Here is a 15,206-nt window from a genome sequence, read left to right as displayed (position 1 = left end):
CAGGGGGGACCCTGTGGGAGAGTAGGACGCCGCCGAACAATCATTGTGGGAAAGCCCCGCACCTTATGGTGCGGGGCTTTTCTGCGTTTACGGGCCCCCTGTGCATCGCGTGCCCGTGGCTGAGGGTAAGGTCATGGGGCACATCGTCAACTTGCTCCCACAGGAGGCCCCCGGGTGGAGGTCCAGGAGACTCGCGTTCAGACGGACCGAGTCCTCACCATCCCCAACATCCTCAGCATGGCTCGCCTCGTCGGCGTGCCGCTCTTCCTGTGGCTGATCCTCCGACCTGTGTTCGGCGGACCCAACAGTGACGGCTGGGCGCTTCTCGTCCTGGCCCTGAGTGGTGTCAGCGACTATCTCGACGGGAAGCTGGCCCGGCGCTGGAATCAGATCAGCAACCTCGGCCGGCTGCTCGATCCGGCCGCCGACCGGCTGTACATCCTTTCCACGCTCGTCGGACTCACCTGGCGGGAGATCCTGCCGCTCTGGCTCACCGCCGTGCTGCTGGCCCGTGAACTGATGCTGCTTGTCGCCGTGGCAATCCTGCGCCGGCACGGGTATCCGCCGCCGCAGGTGAACTTCCTCGGGAAAGCTGCCACATTCAACTTGATGTACGCGTTCCCGTTGCTGCTGCTCAGTGACGGAACCGGTTGGCTCTCGTCACTCGCTGAAGTTTTCGGGTGGGCCTTCGCCGGATGGGGTACAACTCTGTATTGGTGGGCAGGGATCCTCTACGTGGTCCAGGTCCGTCGACTCGTGAAGGCGGATACCGCGGCCGATTGAGCCCGTCCGTCCCGTGCCGTGCAGCGTCGCCGGCAGGAACGAGGACGCCCGAGGGCCGAACAGCGGGCAGGTGAAGTCGGCAGGACCGTCGTCTCTTCAAGGAGGACGCTTCCGACATGAAGGCCGTCGTGATGGCCGGTGGCGAGGGCACCCGCCTGCGCCCCATGACCTCGAGCATGCCCAAGCCTCTCCTGCCGGTCGTGAACCGGCCGATCATGGAGCATGTCCTAAGGCTGCTCAAGAGGCACGGTCTCAACGAGACCGTCGTCACCGTGCAGTTTCTCGCTTCCCTCGTCCGAAATTACTTCGGGGACGGCGAAGAGCTCGGAATGGAGCTCACGTACGCCAACGAGGAGAAACCGCTCGGTACCGCGGGGAGTGTGAAGAATGCCGAGGAGGCACTGAAAGACGATGCCTTCCTCGTCATTTCGGGGGACGCGCTCACCGATTTCGACCTCAGCGACCTGATCGCCTTCCACAAGGAGAAGGGCGCCCTCGTCACCGTCTGTCTGACCCGGGTGCCCAATCCGCTGGAGTTCGGCATCACGATCGTCGACGAGGAAGGCAAGGTCGAACGATTCCTGGAGAAGCCGACCTGGGGCCAGGTCTTCTCGGACACGGTGAACACGGGCATCTACGTCATGGAGCCCGAGGTCTTCGACTACGTCGAGGCCGACGTGCCCGTCGACTGGTCGGGTGACGTCTTCCCGCAGCTCATGAAGGACGGCAAGCCGATCTACGGCTATATCGCCGAGGGCTACTGGGAGGACGTGGGCACCCACGAGAGCTATGTGAAGGCCCAGGCCGACGTCCTGGAGGGCAAGGTCCAGGTCGACATCGACGGCTTCGAGATCTCCCCGGGCGTCTGGGTCGCAGAAGGGGCCGAGGTCCACCCCGACGCCGTCCTGCGCGGGCCGCTGTACATCGGCGACTACGCCAAGGTGGAGGCCGGCGCGGAGATCCGCGAACACACCGTGATCGGATCCAACGTCGTGGTGAAGAGCGGCGCCTTCCTGCACAAGGCCGTCATCCACGACAACGTCTACGTCGGGCCGCAGAGCAACCTGCGCGGCTGCGTCATCGGCAAGAACACCGATGTCATGCGGGCGGCCCGGATCGAGGACGGGGCCGTCATCGGCGACGAGTGCCTGATCGGTGAGGAATCGATCGTGCAGGGCAACGTCCGGGTCTACCCGTTCAAGACGATCGAGGCCGGTGCCTTCGTCAACACCTCCGTCATCTGGGAGTCCCGAGGGCAGGCGCACCTCTTCGGCGCGCGCGGGGTGACCGGCATCCTCAACGTGGAGATCACCCCCGAGCTGGCCGTGCGGCTGGCCGGCGCGTACGCCACCACGCTGAAGAAGGGTGCGACGGTCACCACCGCGCGCGACCACTCGCGCGGTGCGCGGGCACTCAAACGGGCGGTGATCTCCGCCCTGCAGGCCAGCGCCATCGACGTACGCGACCTGGAGAACGTGCCGCTGCCGGTGGCGCGGCAGCAGACGGCGCGCGGCAGCGCCGGCGGGATCATGGTGCGGACCTCGCCGGGCGTACCGGACTCCGTCGACATCATGTTCTTCGACGAGCGGGGCGCCGACCTGTCGCAGGCGGGCCAGCGCAAGCTGGACCGGGTCTTCGCGCGCCAGGAGTACCGGCGGGCGTTCCCCGGGGAGATCGGCGACCTGTCCTTCCCGGCCAGCGTCTTCGACTCGTACACTGGCTCACTGCTGCGGAACGTGGACACCTCGGGGATCGCCGAGGCAGGGCTGAAGGTCGTCGTGGACGCCTCCAACGGCAGTGCGGGGCTCGTCCTGCCCAGTCTGCTCGGGCGGCTCCAGGTCGACTCGCTGACGATCAACCCGGGTCTCGACGAGGCCCGGCCCACCGAGTCGGCGGAGAGCCGGCGGGCCGGTCTCGTACGGCTCGGGGAGATCGTGGCGTCGGCGCGGGCCGCCTTCGGGGTGCGGTTCGACCCGGTCGGCGAGCGCCTCTCGCTGGTCGACGAACGCGGGCGGATCATCGAGGACGACCGGGCTCTCCTGGTCATGCTCGACCTGGTGGCGGCCGAGCGCAGGTCCGGGCGGGTGGCGCTGCCGGTGACGACCACGAGGATCGCCGAGCAGGTCGCCGCGTACCACGGCACGCAGGTCGAATGGACGACGACCTCGCCCGACGACCTCACGAGGGTCGGGCGCGAGGAGTCGACGATCTTCGGCGGGGACGGCCGGGGCGGGTTCATCGTGCCCGAGTTCAGCAGCGTCTTCGACGGAGCGGCCGCCTTTGTGCGCCTGATCGGTCTGGTGGCCCGGACCCAGCTCACCCTCAGCCAGATCGACGCGCGGATCCCGCGGGCCCATGTGCTGAAACGGGACATCGCCACGCCGTGGGCGGTGAAGGGCCTGGTGATGCGCCGGGTGGTGGAGGCGGCCGGGGACCGGTCCGTGGACACCACCGACGGTGTGCGGGTGGTGGAGGCCGACGGGCGCTGGGTGATGGTGCTGCCCGACCCGGCGGAGGCCGTCACCCATCTGTGGGCGGAGGGTCCGGACGACGCGTCCGCGCAGGCCCTCCTCGACGAGTGGTCCGGCGTCGTCGACAGCGCAGGTCACTAGGGGGACGCGACCGGAGCGGGCCCTTCGGGCCGGGAGGTGCCCCCGGGTGCCTCCCGGCCCGGCGGAGGGGCCATTCGGCGGTAGGCCGTGCGACGTGCGACGATGTGCGGCATGTCGCAGCAGCCCCCCGTTCGGAGCACCGGATCGCCCCCTCCGCGCCCGGACGCGTCCATGTCGCTGCTGAACAACGTGATCGACCACGCTCTGGACGACGGCTACGCGGAGGCCTCGGCCCGCCGTGCCGCGGAGGGCGGCGGGCTGCCCCGTACGATCCGGGCCAAGCTGGGCCTCGCGGCCGGTCTGGTGCTCGCGGCGGCCGTGGTGACGCTGGGTGCGGCCGAGGCGCGGGTGTCCGCGCCGGTCGTCGCCAAGGAGCGGCAGGATCTGATCGACCGGATCGAGTCGGAGACCTCGGCGGCCGACAAGCTGGAGCAGGACGTCGAGCGTCTGCGCGACGAGGTCGGCGAGCGGCAGCGCAAGGCGCTGGAGCAGCACGGCGGAGACCAGGGCGAGCTGGTCGCGCTGCTGTCGGGGGCGACCGCGGTGCACGGGCCCGGGGTGAAGCTGGTCGTGGACGACGCCAAGGGCGCCGACGCGGGCGGTGGCGGTCCCCGGGAGAGCGCCGGCTTCTCGGACACCGGGCGGGTGCGCGACCGTGACATGCAGCGGATCGTCAACGGGCTGTGGGAGTCGGGCGCGGAGGCCGTCTCGATCAACGGGCAGCGGCTGACCGCGCTGTCGGCGATCAGGGCCGCGGGCGACGCCATACTGGTCGACAACAAGCCACTGGTGCCGCCGTACACCATCCTCGCCGTCGGCGACGGGCAGCGGCTGAGCACCGCGTTCCAGGACAGCGCCGACGGCCAGTACCTGCACGCGCTGCAGGAGAACTTCGGGATCCGCACGAGCATCTCGGCCGAGGGCGACGTACGTCTGCCGGCCGCGCCGAGCCTGATCGTACGTACAGCAGAGCCGAGGGGAGCCGGGGCGGCCAAGGCCACCGGGCAGGCCACGGCCGACACAGGGAAGGGCACATCTTGATCGCCGTACTGGGCCTGATCGTGGGAGTCGTGGTCGGACTGTTGGTCCGGCCCGAGGTTCCGGCGGTGGTCGAGCCCTATCTTCCGATCGCCGTGGTCGCCGCCCTGGACGCGGTCTTCGGCGGCCTGCGGGCCATGCTCGACGGGATCTTCGTCGACAAGGTCTTCGTGGTGTCGTTCCTGTCGAACGTGGTCGTGGCCGCGCTGATCGTCTTCCTCGGCGACAAGCTGGGCGTGGGTGCGCAGTTGTCGACCGGTGTGGTCGTCGTCCTCGGCATCCGGATCTTCTCCAACGCGGCCGCCATCCGGCGGCACGTGTTCCGGGCGTGACGCCGATGAGCGAGCACGACAGGCCCGACGAGCCCGAGGCGAACCGGCCGGACGACGTGAACCGCGCGGACGACGGGAAGCCGTCGCCGCGTCCGCAGGAGCGCCCGTCCGGGGCCGAGAGCCCGGACCGGCGGCCCGAGCCCGAGCAGCCCGCCGCCCCGGCGCCGACGCCGGCCCAGGCTCCCGCCCCCGCTCCGGCCCCGGCTCCCGCCCGGCCAGAGACCTCCGGCCGGCAGCGGCTCGCGGCGAGTCTGTGGCCGCCCCGGGTGACCCGGGCCCAACTGGTGGTCGCGCTGCTGCTGTTCGTGCTCGGCCTCGGTCTGGCCATTCAGGTCAGTTCCACCAGCGACAACAGCGCGCTGCGCGGTGCCCGCCAGGAGGACCTGGTGCGAATCCTCGACGAGCTCGACGACCGCACCCAGCGCCTGGAGGACGAGAAGACGCGTCTGGACAGCCAGCGCTCGGAGCTGGAGTCCAGCTCCGACCAGGCCGAGGAGGCGCGCAAGCAGACCCAGGAGAAGGAGCAGCAGCTCGGCATCCTGGCCGGCACCGTCGCCGCCGAGGGCCCGGGCATCACGCTGACGATCACGGACCCCAGCGGCGCCATCGAGTCGGACATGCTGCTCGACGCGATCCAGGAGCTGCGCGCCGCCGGCGCGGAGGCCATCCAGGTCAACGGCGTCCGGGTGGTCGCGGACAGCTACTTCTCGGGAAGTGGCAGCGACATGCGGATCGATGGAACGAAGGTGGCCGCTCCGTACGTCTTCAAGGTCATCGGCAAGCCGGAGGATCTCGAGCCCGCGCTCAACATCCCCGGCGGCGTCGTCCAGACACTGGAGAAGGAGCAGGCCACGGCCACGGTGCAGCGTTCCGGGAAGATCGTCGTCGACGCCTTGCGGCCTGCGAAGCGGCCTGACTACGCTCGGTCGTCCTCGCAGTGAGGCAGGGGTGGATGAGGGTGACGCGACAAGGGCATGACGTTGCGGGGGGTCGCCGCACCACAAGGGTGGTGCGTGGTGGAAACTGTCGAGTGGTTACGGACGTTGTGAGGATGTCCGGGTCGGCAGGTGTGTTGAGTCAGGGTTCGTCCTGCCCCACGGGCGGGTCTGTTTCGGTCAAGGGGAATCGCCCGTGAAGTGGTTTTCGAAGTTGTTCGGCAAGAGCGCAAGCGAGGACGGCGGCAACGCCAGGCATCGCGCCCCGCGCCACGCCCAGAGCGAGGAACAGGGCGGCGAGCGCCCCCTCTTCCGCGACGAGGTCGGCGGCCAGGGTGGTGACATTCCGGGCACACAGGGCGCGTCGTCTGTTGACCCTGCCGGTGCCGCCCGCATAGGTTTCGGAGAACCATCAACCTCAGGTACGGGTGGAGGGTTTGTGCCCGACCCGTACGCGACCCAGACCTCCGCGGGGCAGCCGCGGCAGGAGGACGCGTCCATGCCGGTGTGTACGAGGTGCGGTCACCGCAACACGGCGGACAGCCGCTTCTGCTCCCACTGCGGTGCGCCGCTGCGGGCCGGGGTGGCTCCGGAGCGTGCCTCCGAGACCACCTCGACGATCTCCATCTCGGGGCTCGAGGCCTACGACGCGGAGGTCACCGGGCAGACCGCGCTTCCGTCGCTGTCGGCCGAGGCGCTGGCGGCGGTCGAGGCCCTGCCGGGCGGTTCGGCGCTGCTCATCGTGCGCCGCGGTCCGAACTCGGGCAGCCGCTTCCTCCTGGACGGCGAGCTGACCACGGCCGGCCGTCACCCGCAGAGCGACATCTTCCTGGACGACGTGACCGTCTCGCGTCGCCATGTGGAGTTCCGCCGGCAGCCGGACGGCACCTTCCAGGTGTCGGACGTCGGCAGCCTCAACGGCACCTACGTCAACCGGGAGCCGATCGAGTCGGTCTCGGTCGTGCTGTCCAACGGTGACGAGGTGCAGATCGGCAAGTACCGGCTCGTGTTCTTCGCGAGCCAGCGGGGCGTGTGACGCCCCGGAGAACCTTCAGGGAAGGTCCATGCTGCGAACACCGACGGGCGGTGCCGGTCACGGCACCGCCGCCGCGGGCGAGCTGGTGAGCATCGGTACGGTGCTGAGCCGGCTGCGCGACGAGTTTCCCGAAGTGACCATCTCGAAGATCCGGTTCCTGGAGGCCGAGGGGCTCGTCGAGCCCCAGCGCACGGCCTCCGGGTACCGGAAGTTCAGCCCGCGGGATGTGGAGCGGCTCGCTCAGATCCTGCGGATGCAGCGGGACCACTACCTCCCGCTGAAGGTCATCCGCGAGCACCTGGACGCCCTGGAGCGAGGGGAGCAGATCAAGCTGCCCTCACCGAGCCCGCAGCGGGACCTGCTCGACGGGGCCTGGGACACGGAGGGCGAGCGTCCCACCGCCGCCCGGATCGGCCGCGCGGAGCTGCTCGCCGCCGCGGAGGTCACCGAGGCCGAGCTGGTCGAGTGGGAGGCGTACGGACTGATCGCCCCGGTCGAGGGCGGCGGGTACGACGCCGAGACCGTCACCGTCGCCAAACTGGTGGCGGACCTGGGGAGATTCGGTCTGGAGCCCCGGCATCTGCGGGCCGTCAAGGCCGCCGCGGAGCGCGAGGCGGGGCTGGTCGAACAGATGGTCGCACCGCTGCGCCGGCACCGTAATCCGCAGACCAGGGCCCATGCCGAGGCGACCGCCAAGGAGCTCGCCGGACTCTCCGTGCGCCTTCACGCGGCACTGGTCCAGACCGCGCTGGGAGTGCGGTTGCAATGATCCGAGGACGGCCCGACTACCCAAACCGGTCGGGCACGTCCTAGGGTTGCTGTGTGAACGAGCTCGACGTTGTGGGTGTCCGGGTGGAAATGCCCTCCAACCAGCCGATCGTGCTCCTGCGTGAAGTGGGAGGCGATCGGTACCTCCCCATCTGGATCGGACCGGGAGAGGCGACCGCGATCGCCTTCGCCCAGCAGGGCATGGCCCCTGCCAGGCCGCTGACGCACGACCTTTTCAAGGACGTGCTGGAGGCCGTGGGGCAGGAGCTCACCGAGGTCCGCATCACGGATCTGCGTGACGGGGTCTTCTACGCCGAGCTGGTCTTCGCCAGCGGTGTCGAGGTGAGTGCCCGGCCGTCCGACGCGATAGCACTCGCCCTGCGCACCGGGACGCCGATCTACGGCAGTGACGGTGTGCTCGACGACGCGGGGATCGCGATTCCGGACGAGCAGGAGGACGAGGTGGAGAAGTTCCGCGAGTTCCTCGACCAGATCTCGCCGGAGGACTTCGAGACCGGCAGCCAGTAGGCCCGCGCGCCGCCCCGGCTGAAGCCGTGCCGTCGGCACATTCGAGTAGCCTTTCCCCGGAGAGGGGCACGTGAAACCACTCTCAGGGTGATTATCACTCGGCGTGCCGAGTGTGGCGATCGTTGACGCACCCCGAGTGACTGCCTACCTTCGAGTGGGCAGGTCAAGGACGGAGGGTCGGCGTGATGAGCAGCGGCGACGGTACGGCAGGGGGCTTCCTGGGGCGTGCCCCCGGGGAGATGGGCCCGTATCCGCTTCACGGCAGTGTGGGCGACTTCGGCGGGGACGTGAGCGCCGGCCCGGAAGAGGTCGGCTACCGAGGGCCCACGGCCTGTGCGGCGGCCGGCATCACCTATCGGCAGCTGGACTACTGGGCGCGCACGGGGCTCGTCGAGCCCAGCGTGCGGCCCGCGTACGGATCCGGGACGCAGCGGCTCTACAGCTTCCGCGACGTCGTGGTCCTCAAGATCGTCAAGCGCTTCCTGGACACCGGGGTCGCGCTGCAGAACATCCGGGCGGCCGTGCAGCACCTGCGCGCCCGGGGCTTCCGCGACCTGGAGCGCATGACGCTCATGAGCGACGGGGCCACGGTGTACGAGTGCTCCTCGCCCGACGAGGTCGTGGACCTGCTCCAGGGCGGCCAGGGCGTCTTCGGGATCGCCGTCGGCGTGGTGTGGCGGGACGTCGAGGCGGCGCTCTCGCAGCTGCACGGCGAGCGCATCGACACCGGCGAGACGCTCATCGGGCACAACCCGGCGGACGAGCTGGCGCGGCGGCGGCGGGACCGCGCCGTCTGACGCTCCGGCGGCGGGTCCGTGGGCCCGCTCCGGGCCCGACGGGACGCGCGGGGTGCGTGCCCGCCGGTGCGTTGTCAGTGGCGTAGGGCAGCATCGGAGGCGTGAGAGCCGCGCCCACCATCCTGCATCTCGACATGGACGCCTTCTTCGCCGCGGCGGAGCAGGCGTCGAAGCCGAGCCTGCGCGGAAAGCCGGTGGTCGTCGGCGGCCTCGGGCCGCGCGGAGTGGTCGCGACGGCCTCGTACGAGGCACGGCGCTTCGGGGTGCACTCGGCGATGCCCATGGCGCAGGCGCGGCGGCTCGCGCCGAACGCGGCCTATCTCGTGCCCCGCTTCGCCTTCTACCGGGCGATCAGCGGCCAGGTCATGGAACTCCTCGGGCGGCTCTCGCCGCTCGTCGAGCCGCTCAGCCTGGACGAGGCCTTCGTGGACCTGGAGGCCGGCGGGCTCGCCGACGACAGCGCGAGCGCGCGGGCGACGGGGGAGCGGCTGCGGCGGGACATCCTCGCGACGACCGGTCTGACCGGGTCGGTCGGTCTGGCCGGGTCCAAGATGCTGGCGAAGATCGCCTCCGAGGAGGCCAAGCCGGACGGGCTGTTGCTGATCGAGCCCGGTACGGAACGCGAGCTGATCGGGCCGCGTTCGGTGCGGATCATCCCCGGCGTCGGGCCGGCCACCGGGGAGCACCTGCGGCGGGCCGGGATCACCACCGTCACCGACGTGGTCGAGGCGGGCGAGGACGAGCTCGTACGGCTCCTGGGACGGGCGCACGGGGGCTCGCTGTACCTGATGGCCCTCGGGCACGACGACCGGCCCGTGGTGGCCGAGCGGGACGCCAAATCGGTCTCCGTGGAGGACACCTTCGACGTGGACCTGCACGACCGGCTGCGGATCCGGCTGGAGGTGGAGCGGCTCGCCGAGCGGTGCGTCGCGCGGCTGCGGGGTTCGGGGCACTCGGGGCGGACCATCGTCCTGAAGGTGCGGCGGTACGACTTCTCGACGCTGACGCGCTCCGAGACGCTGCGGGGGCCGACGGACGACCCCGGGGTGGTCCGGGAGGCGGCGGCGCGGCTCCTCGACCTCGTGGACACCACGGGCGGGGTGCGGCTGCTGGGGGTCGGGGTGAGCGGGCTCGCCGACTACACGCAGGAGGACCTGTTCGCGCAGGCGGAGGCGGAGGCCCGGGCGGAGGCGGAGGCTCGGGCGGAGGTCGCGCCCGAGGCCGTCGCGGGCCCTGAGGCGGCCCTGCCCGCGTCCCCCGCGGCCACCGAGCCCGCCGAGCGGCACTGGGCGCCGGGTCGGGACGTGCGGCACGCGGAGTACGGGGCCGGGTGGGTGCAGGGGAGCGGGGTCGGGCGGGTCACCGTCCGGTTCGAGGAGCCGGGGGCGGTGGTGCCGGGGCGGGTGCGGACCTTCTCCGTGGACGATCCGGATCTGGAGCTTTCGGATCCGTTGCCGTTGGTGGAGGAGCCGGGGACGGGGTGAGGCCCTAGGCGTCGTCCTGGCCCGCCAGGCGGCCGAAGTCCCGGGGGGTGTCCTGGGGCGGGGGCGGGAGGGCCAGGCTGTAGTGGCGGTAGAGCTGGAGTTCCTGTTCGGGGGAGAGGTGGCGGCCCACGCCGAAGTCGGGGGCGTCCTTGATGAGGGCCCGCTCGTACGGGATGTGGAGGCCGTCGCTCACCAGCTCGCTCGGCTCCAGCGGGACGAACGCGTCGCGGCTGAACAGGCCGGTGCGCACGGCGGCCCATTCGGGGACGCCCGTCGCGTCGTCCAGGTACACCTCGTCCACGGTCCCGATCTTGTGTCCGTTCCGGTCGTACGCCTTGCGGCCGATCAGGCTGCGCGGATCGATATCGGTCTGCACGGTCCCTCCAACTGGTCGCAACTGCTCTACACCCTACGAAAGTGCACAACTGGGATATCGGCCACTTGAGCGATGCCGGGCTCAACCGCGCTGGTAGGCTGGCTGTGGCTATCGACCCTGCGCGGGAGAGTCCTCCGGAGAAACCTTTCGGAGGCGCCGAAGGAGCAAATCCTCCCCGGAATCTCTCAGGCCCCTGTACCGCGTGGACGAGGTCACTCTGGAAAGCAGGGCGGGCGTCGACGGCATCCGCTCTCACCGACGGGGAAAGCCGGTCCGCCGTGAGGCGTGGCCGGTGAAGCTCTCAGGTTGAGATGACAGAGGGGGAGGCCGTCCGGGCACCCGCGCCGTGGTGCCCCTCGCAGGTCGTGACGACCAGGAGGCCCCCGCAGCATGACCGCCAACCGCATTCCGCTCTCCGAACTCGAGCAGGGTATTCCCTTCGAGCAGCGGCACATCGGGCCCGACGCCGAGGCTCGGGCGAAGATGCTCGCCCAGGTCGGGTACGGCTCCCTCGACGAGCTGACGGCCGCGGCCGTGCCGGACGTCATCAAGAACGCCGAGGCGCTCGGCCTGCCGGCCGCCCGTACCGAGGCCGAGGTGCTGGCCGAGCTCCGCGAGCTCGCCGACCGCAACCAGGTCCTCGCCCCGATGATCGGCCTCGGGTACTACGGGACCTTCACGCCGCCGGTCATCCTCCGCAACGTCATGGAGAACCCGGCCTGGTACACCGCGTACACGCCGTACCAGCCCGAGATCTCGCAGGGCCGTCTGGAGGCCCTGCTGAACTTCCAGACCATGGTCGCCGACCTCACCGGTCTGCCCACCTCCGGCGCCTCGCTGCTCGACGAGGGCACCGCGGCCGCCGAGGCCATGGCGCTGTCCCGCCGCGTCGGCAAGGTCAAGAACGGCGTGTTCCTCGTCGACGCCGACGCCCTGCCGCAGACCATCGCCGTCATCGAGACCCGCGCCGAGCCCACCGGGGTCGAGGTCGTCGTCGCGGACCTGTCGGCGGGGATTCCCGCCGAGATCGCCGAGCGCGGCGTCTTCGGCGTGCTGCTCCAGTACCCGGGTGCCTCCGGAGCCGTCCGGGACATCAAGCCGGTCATCGACCAGGCCCACGAGCTCGGCGCGATCGTCACCGTCGCCGCCGACCTGCTCGCGCTGACGCTGCTCGCCTCGCCCGGCTCGCTCGGCGCCGACATCGCCGTCGGTACCACCCAGCGCTTCGGTGTCCCCATGGGATTCGGCGGCCCGCACGCCGGCTACATGGCCGTCCAGGACAAGCACGCCCGCTCGCTCCCCGGCCGCCTGGTCGGCGTCTCCGTGGACGCCGACGGCAACAAGGCGTACCGCCTGGCCCTGCAGACCCGCGAGCAGCACATCCGCCGCGAGAAGGCCACCAGCAACATCTGCACCGCCCAGGTGCTGCTCGCCGTCATGGCCGGCATGTACGCCGTCTACCACGGCCCGGAGGGCCTGAAGGGGATCGCGCGCCGTACCCACCGGTACGCCGCCCTCCTCGCCGCCGGTCTGAAGGCGGGCGGTGTGGAGCTGGTCCAGGGTGCCTTCTTCGACACCCTCACCGCCCGGGTGCCGGGCCGCGCGGACGCCGTCGTTGCGGCCGCCCGTGAGGCCGGGGTCAACCTGTACCGCGTCGACGCCGACCTGGTGTCCCTGTCCTGCGACGAGACCACCACCCGCGCGCAGCTCGCCGCCGTCTGGGGCGCCTTCGGCGTCACCGCCGACATCGACGCCCTGGACGCCGTCACCGAGGACGCGCTGCCCGTCGACGCGCTCCGCTCGGACGTGTTCCTGACCCACCCGGTCTTCCACGCGCACCGCTCCGAGACCTCGATGCTGCGCTACCTGCGCCGCCTCTCCGACCGCGACTACGCGCTCGACCGCGGCATGATCCCGCTCGGCTCCTGCACCATGAAGCTGAACGCGACCACCGAGATGGAGTCGGTGACCTGGCCCGAGTTCGGCCAGATGCACCCGTTCGCCCCGGTCGAGCAGGCCGGCGGCTACGTCACGCTCATCACCGAGCTGGAGGAGCGTCTCGCCGAGGTCACCGGCTACGACAAGGTCTCCATCCAGCCGAACGCCGGCTCGCAGGGCGAGCTGGCCGGTCTGCTGGCCGTCCGCGCGTACCACCGTGCCAACGGCGACCTGCAGCGCACGGTCTGTCTCATCCCGTCCTCCGCGCACGGCACCAACGCCGCCTCCGCGGTGATGGCCGGCATGAAGGTCGTCGTCGTCAAGACCGCCGACGACGGCGAGGTCGACGTCGCGGACCTGCGCGCCAAGATCGAGCAGTACCGCGACGAGCTGTCCGTGCTGATGATCACCTACCCGTCCACGCACGGTGTGTTCGAGGAGCACGTCGCCGACATCTGCGCCGAGGTGCACGAGGCCGGCGGCCAGGTGTACGTCGACGGTGCCAACCTCAACGCGCTGGTCGGCCTCGCCAAGCCGGGCAAGTTCGGCGGCGACGTCTCGCACCTGAACCTGCACAAGACCTTCTGCATCCCGCACGGCGGCGGCGGCCCGGGCGTCGGCCCGGTCGGCGTCCGCGCGCACCTCGCGCCGTACCTGCCGAACCACCCGCTCCAGCCCACCGCGGGCCCGGAGACCGGCGTCGGCCCGATCTCGGCCGCCCCGTGGGGCTCCGCCGGCATCCTGCCGATCTCCTGGTCGTACGTGCGCCTGATGGGCGGCGAGGGCCTCAAGCGCGCCACCCAGGTGGCCGTCCTCGCGGCGAACTACATCGCCAAGCGCCTGGAGCCGCACTACCCGGTGCTCTACACCGGCCCGGCCGGCCTGGTCGCCCACGAGTGCATCGTGGACCTGCGCCCGCTGTCCAAGGCGACCGGCGTCAGCGTCGACGACATCGCCAAGCGTCTGATCGACTACGGCTTCCACGCGCCGACCATGTCGTTCCCGGTGGCCGGCACGCTGATGATCGAGCCGACCGAGTCCGAGGACCTGAGCGAGCTCGACCGCTTCTGCGACACGATGATCGCGATCCGGGGCGAGATCGAGAAGGTCGCCTCCGGCGAGTGGCCGGCCGAGGACAACCCGCTGAGCAACGCCCCGCACACCGCGGCGGCGCTGGGCGGCGAGTGGAACCACCCGTACAGCCGTGACGAGGCGGTCTTCCCGGCCGGTGTCTCGGTTGCCGACAAGTACTGGCCGCCGGTCCGCCGGATCGACGGCGCCTTCGGCGACCGCAACCTGGTCTGCTCCTGCCCGCCGCTGGACGAGTACGACAACTGAGCACGACCCTGAGCACGACGTGAGGGCCGGCCCGGAGGTTTCTCCGGGCCGGCCCTCGGCGTTTCCTCAGGGTGGCTCAGGCCGCCGTCGTCACACTGGCCGCCGTCAGCGGCCGGTGCGGGGCGATGATCTGGCCGTCGGGCAGCAGCTCGCCGGTGTCCTCGAAGAGCAGGACCCCGTTGCAGAGCAGGCTCCAGCCCTGCTCCGGGTGGTGTGCCACGAGTCGTGCCGCCTCACGGTCGGCGGAGTGGGCGGTGGGACAGGCGGGCTGGTGCTGGCACATGGGTGGGTTCTCTCGCTGCGTCGTGGTGGATGTCCTGCGGCTCTTCGGATGCATCGCCGCCCCCGTAGGTCGGTTCGGTTCCGGTCCAGTCTTGCCCCATGGACGGCGTTCCGCAGGTATTTCACGGCAGCTCGTCCTCTCCTGGGAAGACGCATCACCCGCAGGGGCGGTTCAGGTCAACTGCACCGTCTCTTCGGGGGGTTCGGGGTGGTCCGAGCGGGCTAGTCCGAACGGGAGGGGGTGTCGGACAGCCGTGCGCCCCGGGGCCGTCGGCTCCCGGGGCGCGGTGGGCGTGGGGCGGCGTGGGGGATCAGGCGGGCGCCGCGGAACCCAGCAGGGGCGGTGGCGTGAGGCGCAGGCTGAGCACCGGCAGGAGGTCGGCGACCCGGTAGGGGTGGTTGGCGGCGATCCCGGGCGGCGCGGGGGAGAGCGGCACGAGCAGGTCGGCCGGGCCGGGTACGGCGGTGTGACCGTCGGCGTCCGGGTCGGCGTGCAGCCACAGGGTCAGCATGTACAGCTCCGGTACGGACAGCAGTCGCGGCTGGTACGGGGTGCGGAGCGCCTCGGCCTGGATCAGGGCCCGTTCGGTGGCGGCGACGTAGGGACCCTCGAAGAAGTGGGAGAAGGACCAGCCGTCGGGGGTGAGCATGGTGTCCGCGGCGGCGATGGCGCGGTCTCCGCTCCTGATCAGGAAGCGCCAGCCGGCCAGCCGGGTGTGGGGCGGCCCGCCCGCGGGGCCGGTGGCACCGGCGACGCTGCCGGTGACTCCCAGCACGTGGACGGGCAGCGGCAGTTCGGGGCTCAGCGGTCCCTGTGCGGCACGCAGTGCGGGGGTGCGGGTCTCACTCACGGCGGTCGGCGAGCCGAGGGCCGTGAGGACACTGCGAAGGGCCGGCGCGGGGGCCGGGGAGGGTCGGAGCATGGTGGGTCGCCTCTCACTCAGGAGACACGGTGACGC

At 70.9% G+C, this 15,206-nt stretch carries 14 protein-coding genes and 1 riboswitch; of the genes, 11 read left to right on the top strand and 3 right to left on the bottom strand.

The genetic code is table 11. From position 1 onward, the window contains the following. The first annotated feature begins 174 nt into the window (after positions 1 to 174). From ACZ3ZE_RS14915 to ACZ3ZE_RS14870, 10 genes are all read left to right on the top strand, one after another. Positions 175 to 783: a CDP-alcohol phosphatidyltransferase family protein gene (locus ACZ3ZE_RS14915; RefSeq protein WP_046912041.1), complete on the top strand. Its 609-nt coding sequence runs from the start codon at positions 175 to 177 to the stop codon at positions 781 to 783. Between the two features lie 116 nt (positions 784 to 899). Further along, on the top strand, positions 900 to 3,395 hold the full coding sequence (locus tag ACZ3ZE_RS14910) for a sugar phosphate nucleotidyltransferase (RefSeq protein WP_467259270.1): 2,496 nt from the start codon (positions 900 to 902) through the stop codon (positions 3,393 to 3,395). A 111-nt stretch (positions 3,396 to 3,506) separates the two neighbouring features. Continuing rightward, entirely contained in the window at positions 3,507 to 4,436 is a 930-nt protein-coding gene (locus tag ACZ3ZE_RS14905) for a DUF881 domain-containing protein (protein WP_361178135.1), read from the top strand. Then, on the top strand, positions 4,433 to 4,765 hold the full coding sequence (locus ACZ3ZE_RS14900) for a small basic family protein (RefSeq protein ID WP_015032176.1): 333 nt from the start codon (positions 4,433 to 4,435) through the stop codon (positions 4,763 to 4,765). The genes ACZ3ZE_RS14905 and ACZ3ZE_RS14900 overlap by 4 nt, the downstream gene beginning before the upstream one ends. 5 nt (positions 4,766 to 4,770) lie before the next feature. Then, positions 4,771 to 5,706, top strand: a complete 936-nt coding sequence (locus ACZ3ZE_RS14895; protein WP_361178132.1) for a DUF881 domain-containing protein — start codon at positions 4,771 to 4,773, stop codon at positions 5,704 to 5,706. An 82-nt stretch (positions 5,707 to 5,788) separates the two neighbouring features. After that, positions 5,789 to 6,736 carry an FHA domain-containing protein gene (locus ACZ3ZE_RS14890; protein ID WP_361178158.1) on the top strand — a complete coding sequence of 316 codons (948 nt, stop codon included), beginning with the start codon at positions 5,789 to 5,791 and terminating at the stop codon, positions 6,734 to 6,736. A 28-nt stretch (positions 6,737 to 6,764) separates the two neighbouring features. Continuing rightward, positions 6,765 to 7,505 (top strand): transcriptional regulator FtsR, encoded by a 741-nt coding sequence (ftsR, locus tag ACZ3ZE_RS14885; protein WP_361178130.1) that lies wholly within the window; start codon positions 6,765 to 6,767, stop codon positions 7,503 to 7,505. Between the two features lie 53 nt (positions 7,506 to 7,558). Beyond that, positions 7,559 to 8,032 (top strand): bifunctional nuclease family protein, encoded by a 474-nt coding sequence (locus ACZ3ZE_RS14880; protein WP_329418820.1) that lies wholly within the window; start codon positions 7,559 to 7,561, stop codon positions 8,030 to 8,032. A gap of 185 nt (positions 8,033 to 8,217) precedes the next feature. After that, positions 8,218 to 8,829 carry a MerR family transcriptional regulator gene (locus ACZ3ZE_RS14875; protein WP_361178128.1) on the top strand — a complete coding sequence of 204 codons (612 nt, stop codon included), beginning with the start codon at positions 8,218 to 8,220 and terminating at the stop codon, positions 8,827 to 8,829. A gap of 101 nt (positions 8,830 to 8,930) precedes the next feature. Further along, positions 8,931 to 10,313 (top strand): DNA polymerase IV, encoded by a 1,383-nt coding sequence (locus ACZ3ZE_RS14870; protein WP_361178125.1) that lies wholly within the window; start codon positions 8,931 to 8,933, stop codon positions 10,311 to 10,313. 4 nt (positions 10,314 to 10,317) lie between these two features. Here the strand turns inward: ACZ3ZE_RS14870 and ACZ3ZE_RS14865 are convergent, their stop codons facing one another. After that, on the bottom strand, positions 10,318 to 10,689 hold the full coding sequence (locus tag ACZ3ZE_RS14865) for a PRC-barrel domain-containing protein (RefSeq protein ID WP_363292257.1): 372 nt from the start codon (positions 10,687 to 10,689) through the stop codon (positions 10,318 to 10,320). A gap of 112 nt (positions 10,690 to 10,801) precedes the next feature. Then, a riboswitch (glycine riboswitch) is annotated at positions 10,802 to 10,900 on the top strand. Between the two features lie 179 nt (positions 10,901 to 11,079). Between ACZ3ZE_RS14865 and gcvP the strand changes: the two genes are divergently transcribed. Continuing rightward, positions 11,080 to 13,965 carry an aminomethyl-transferring glycine dehydrogenase gene (gene gcvP / locus ACZ3ZE_RS14860; RefSeq protein ID WP_361626776.1) on the top strand — a complete coding sequence of 962 codons (2,886 nt, stop codon included), beginning with the start codon at positions 11,080 to 11,082 and terminating at the stop codon, positions 13,963 to 13,965. A gap of 76 nt (positions 13,966 to 14,041) precedes the next feature. Here gcvP and ACZ3ZE_RS14855 read toward each other — a convergent pair whose 3' ends face one another. Both ACZ3ZE_RS14855 and ACZ3ZE_RS14850 read right to left on the bottom strand, forming a co-directional pair. Next, entirely contained in the window at positions 14,042 to 14,248 is a 207-nt protein-coding gene (locus ACZ3ZE_RS14855; RefSeq protein WP_046912031.1) for a DUF5999 family protein, read from the bottom strand. 310 nt (positions 14,249 to 14,558) lie between these two features. After that, positions 14,559 to 15,170 carry a hypothetical protein gene (locus ACZ3ZE_RS14850; RefSeq protein WP_361626773.1) on the bottom strand — a complete coding sequence of 204 codons (612 nt, stop codon included), beginning with the start codon at positions 15,168 to 15,170 and terminating at the stop codon, positions 14,559 to 14,561. Between the last annotated feature and the right edge of the window lie 36 nt (positions 15,171 to 15,206).

The organism is Streptomyces sp. NPDC023157 (assembly GCF_055560575.1).
This window is presented reverse-complemented; position numbering and strand designations above follow the sequence as displayed.

Coding starts and splice junctions, on each gene's coding strand:
- ACZ3ZE_RS14875 (WP_361178128.1), top strand. CDS start 8,218: ATGAGCAGCGGCGACGGTACGGCAGGGGGCTTCCTGGGGCGTGCCCCC.
- ACZ3ZE_RS14910 (WP_467259270.1), top strand. CDS start 900: ATGAAGGCCGTCGTGATGGCCGGTGGCGAGGGCACCCGCCTGCGCCCC.
- ACZ3ZE_RS14895 (WP_361178132.1), top strand. CDS start 4,771: ATGAGCGAGCACGACAGGCCCGACGAGCCCGAGGCGAACCGGCCGGAC.
- ACZ3ZE_RS14855 (WP_046912031.1), bottom strand. CDS start 14,248: ATGTGCCAGCACCAGCCCGCCTGTCCCACCGCCCACTCCGCCGACCGT.
- ACZ3ZE_RS14850 (WP_361626773.1), bottom strand. CDS start 15,170: ATGCTCCGACCCTCCCCGGCCCCCGCGCCGGCCCTTCGCAGTGTCCTC.
- ftsR (WP_361178130.1), top strand. CDS start 6,765: ATGCTGCGAACACCGACGGGCGGTGCCGGTCACGGCACCGCCGCCGCG.
- gcvP (WP_361626776.1), top strand. CDS start 11,080: ATGACCGCCAACCGCATTCCGCTCTCCGAACTCGAGCAGGGTATTCCC.
- ACZ3ZE_RS14905 (WP_361178135.1), top strand. CDS start 3,507: ATGTCGCAGCAGCCCCCCGTTCGGAGCACCGGATCGCCCCCTCCGCGC.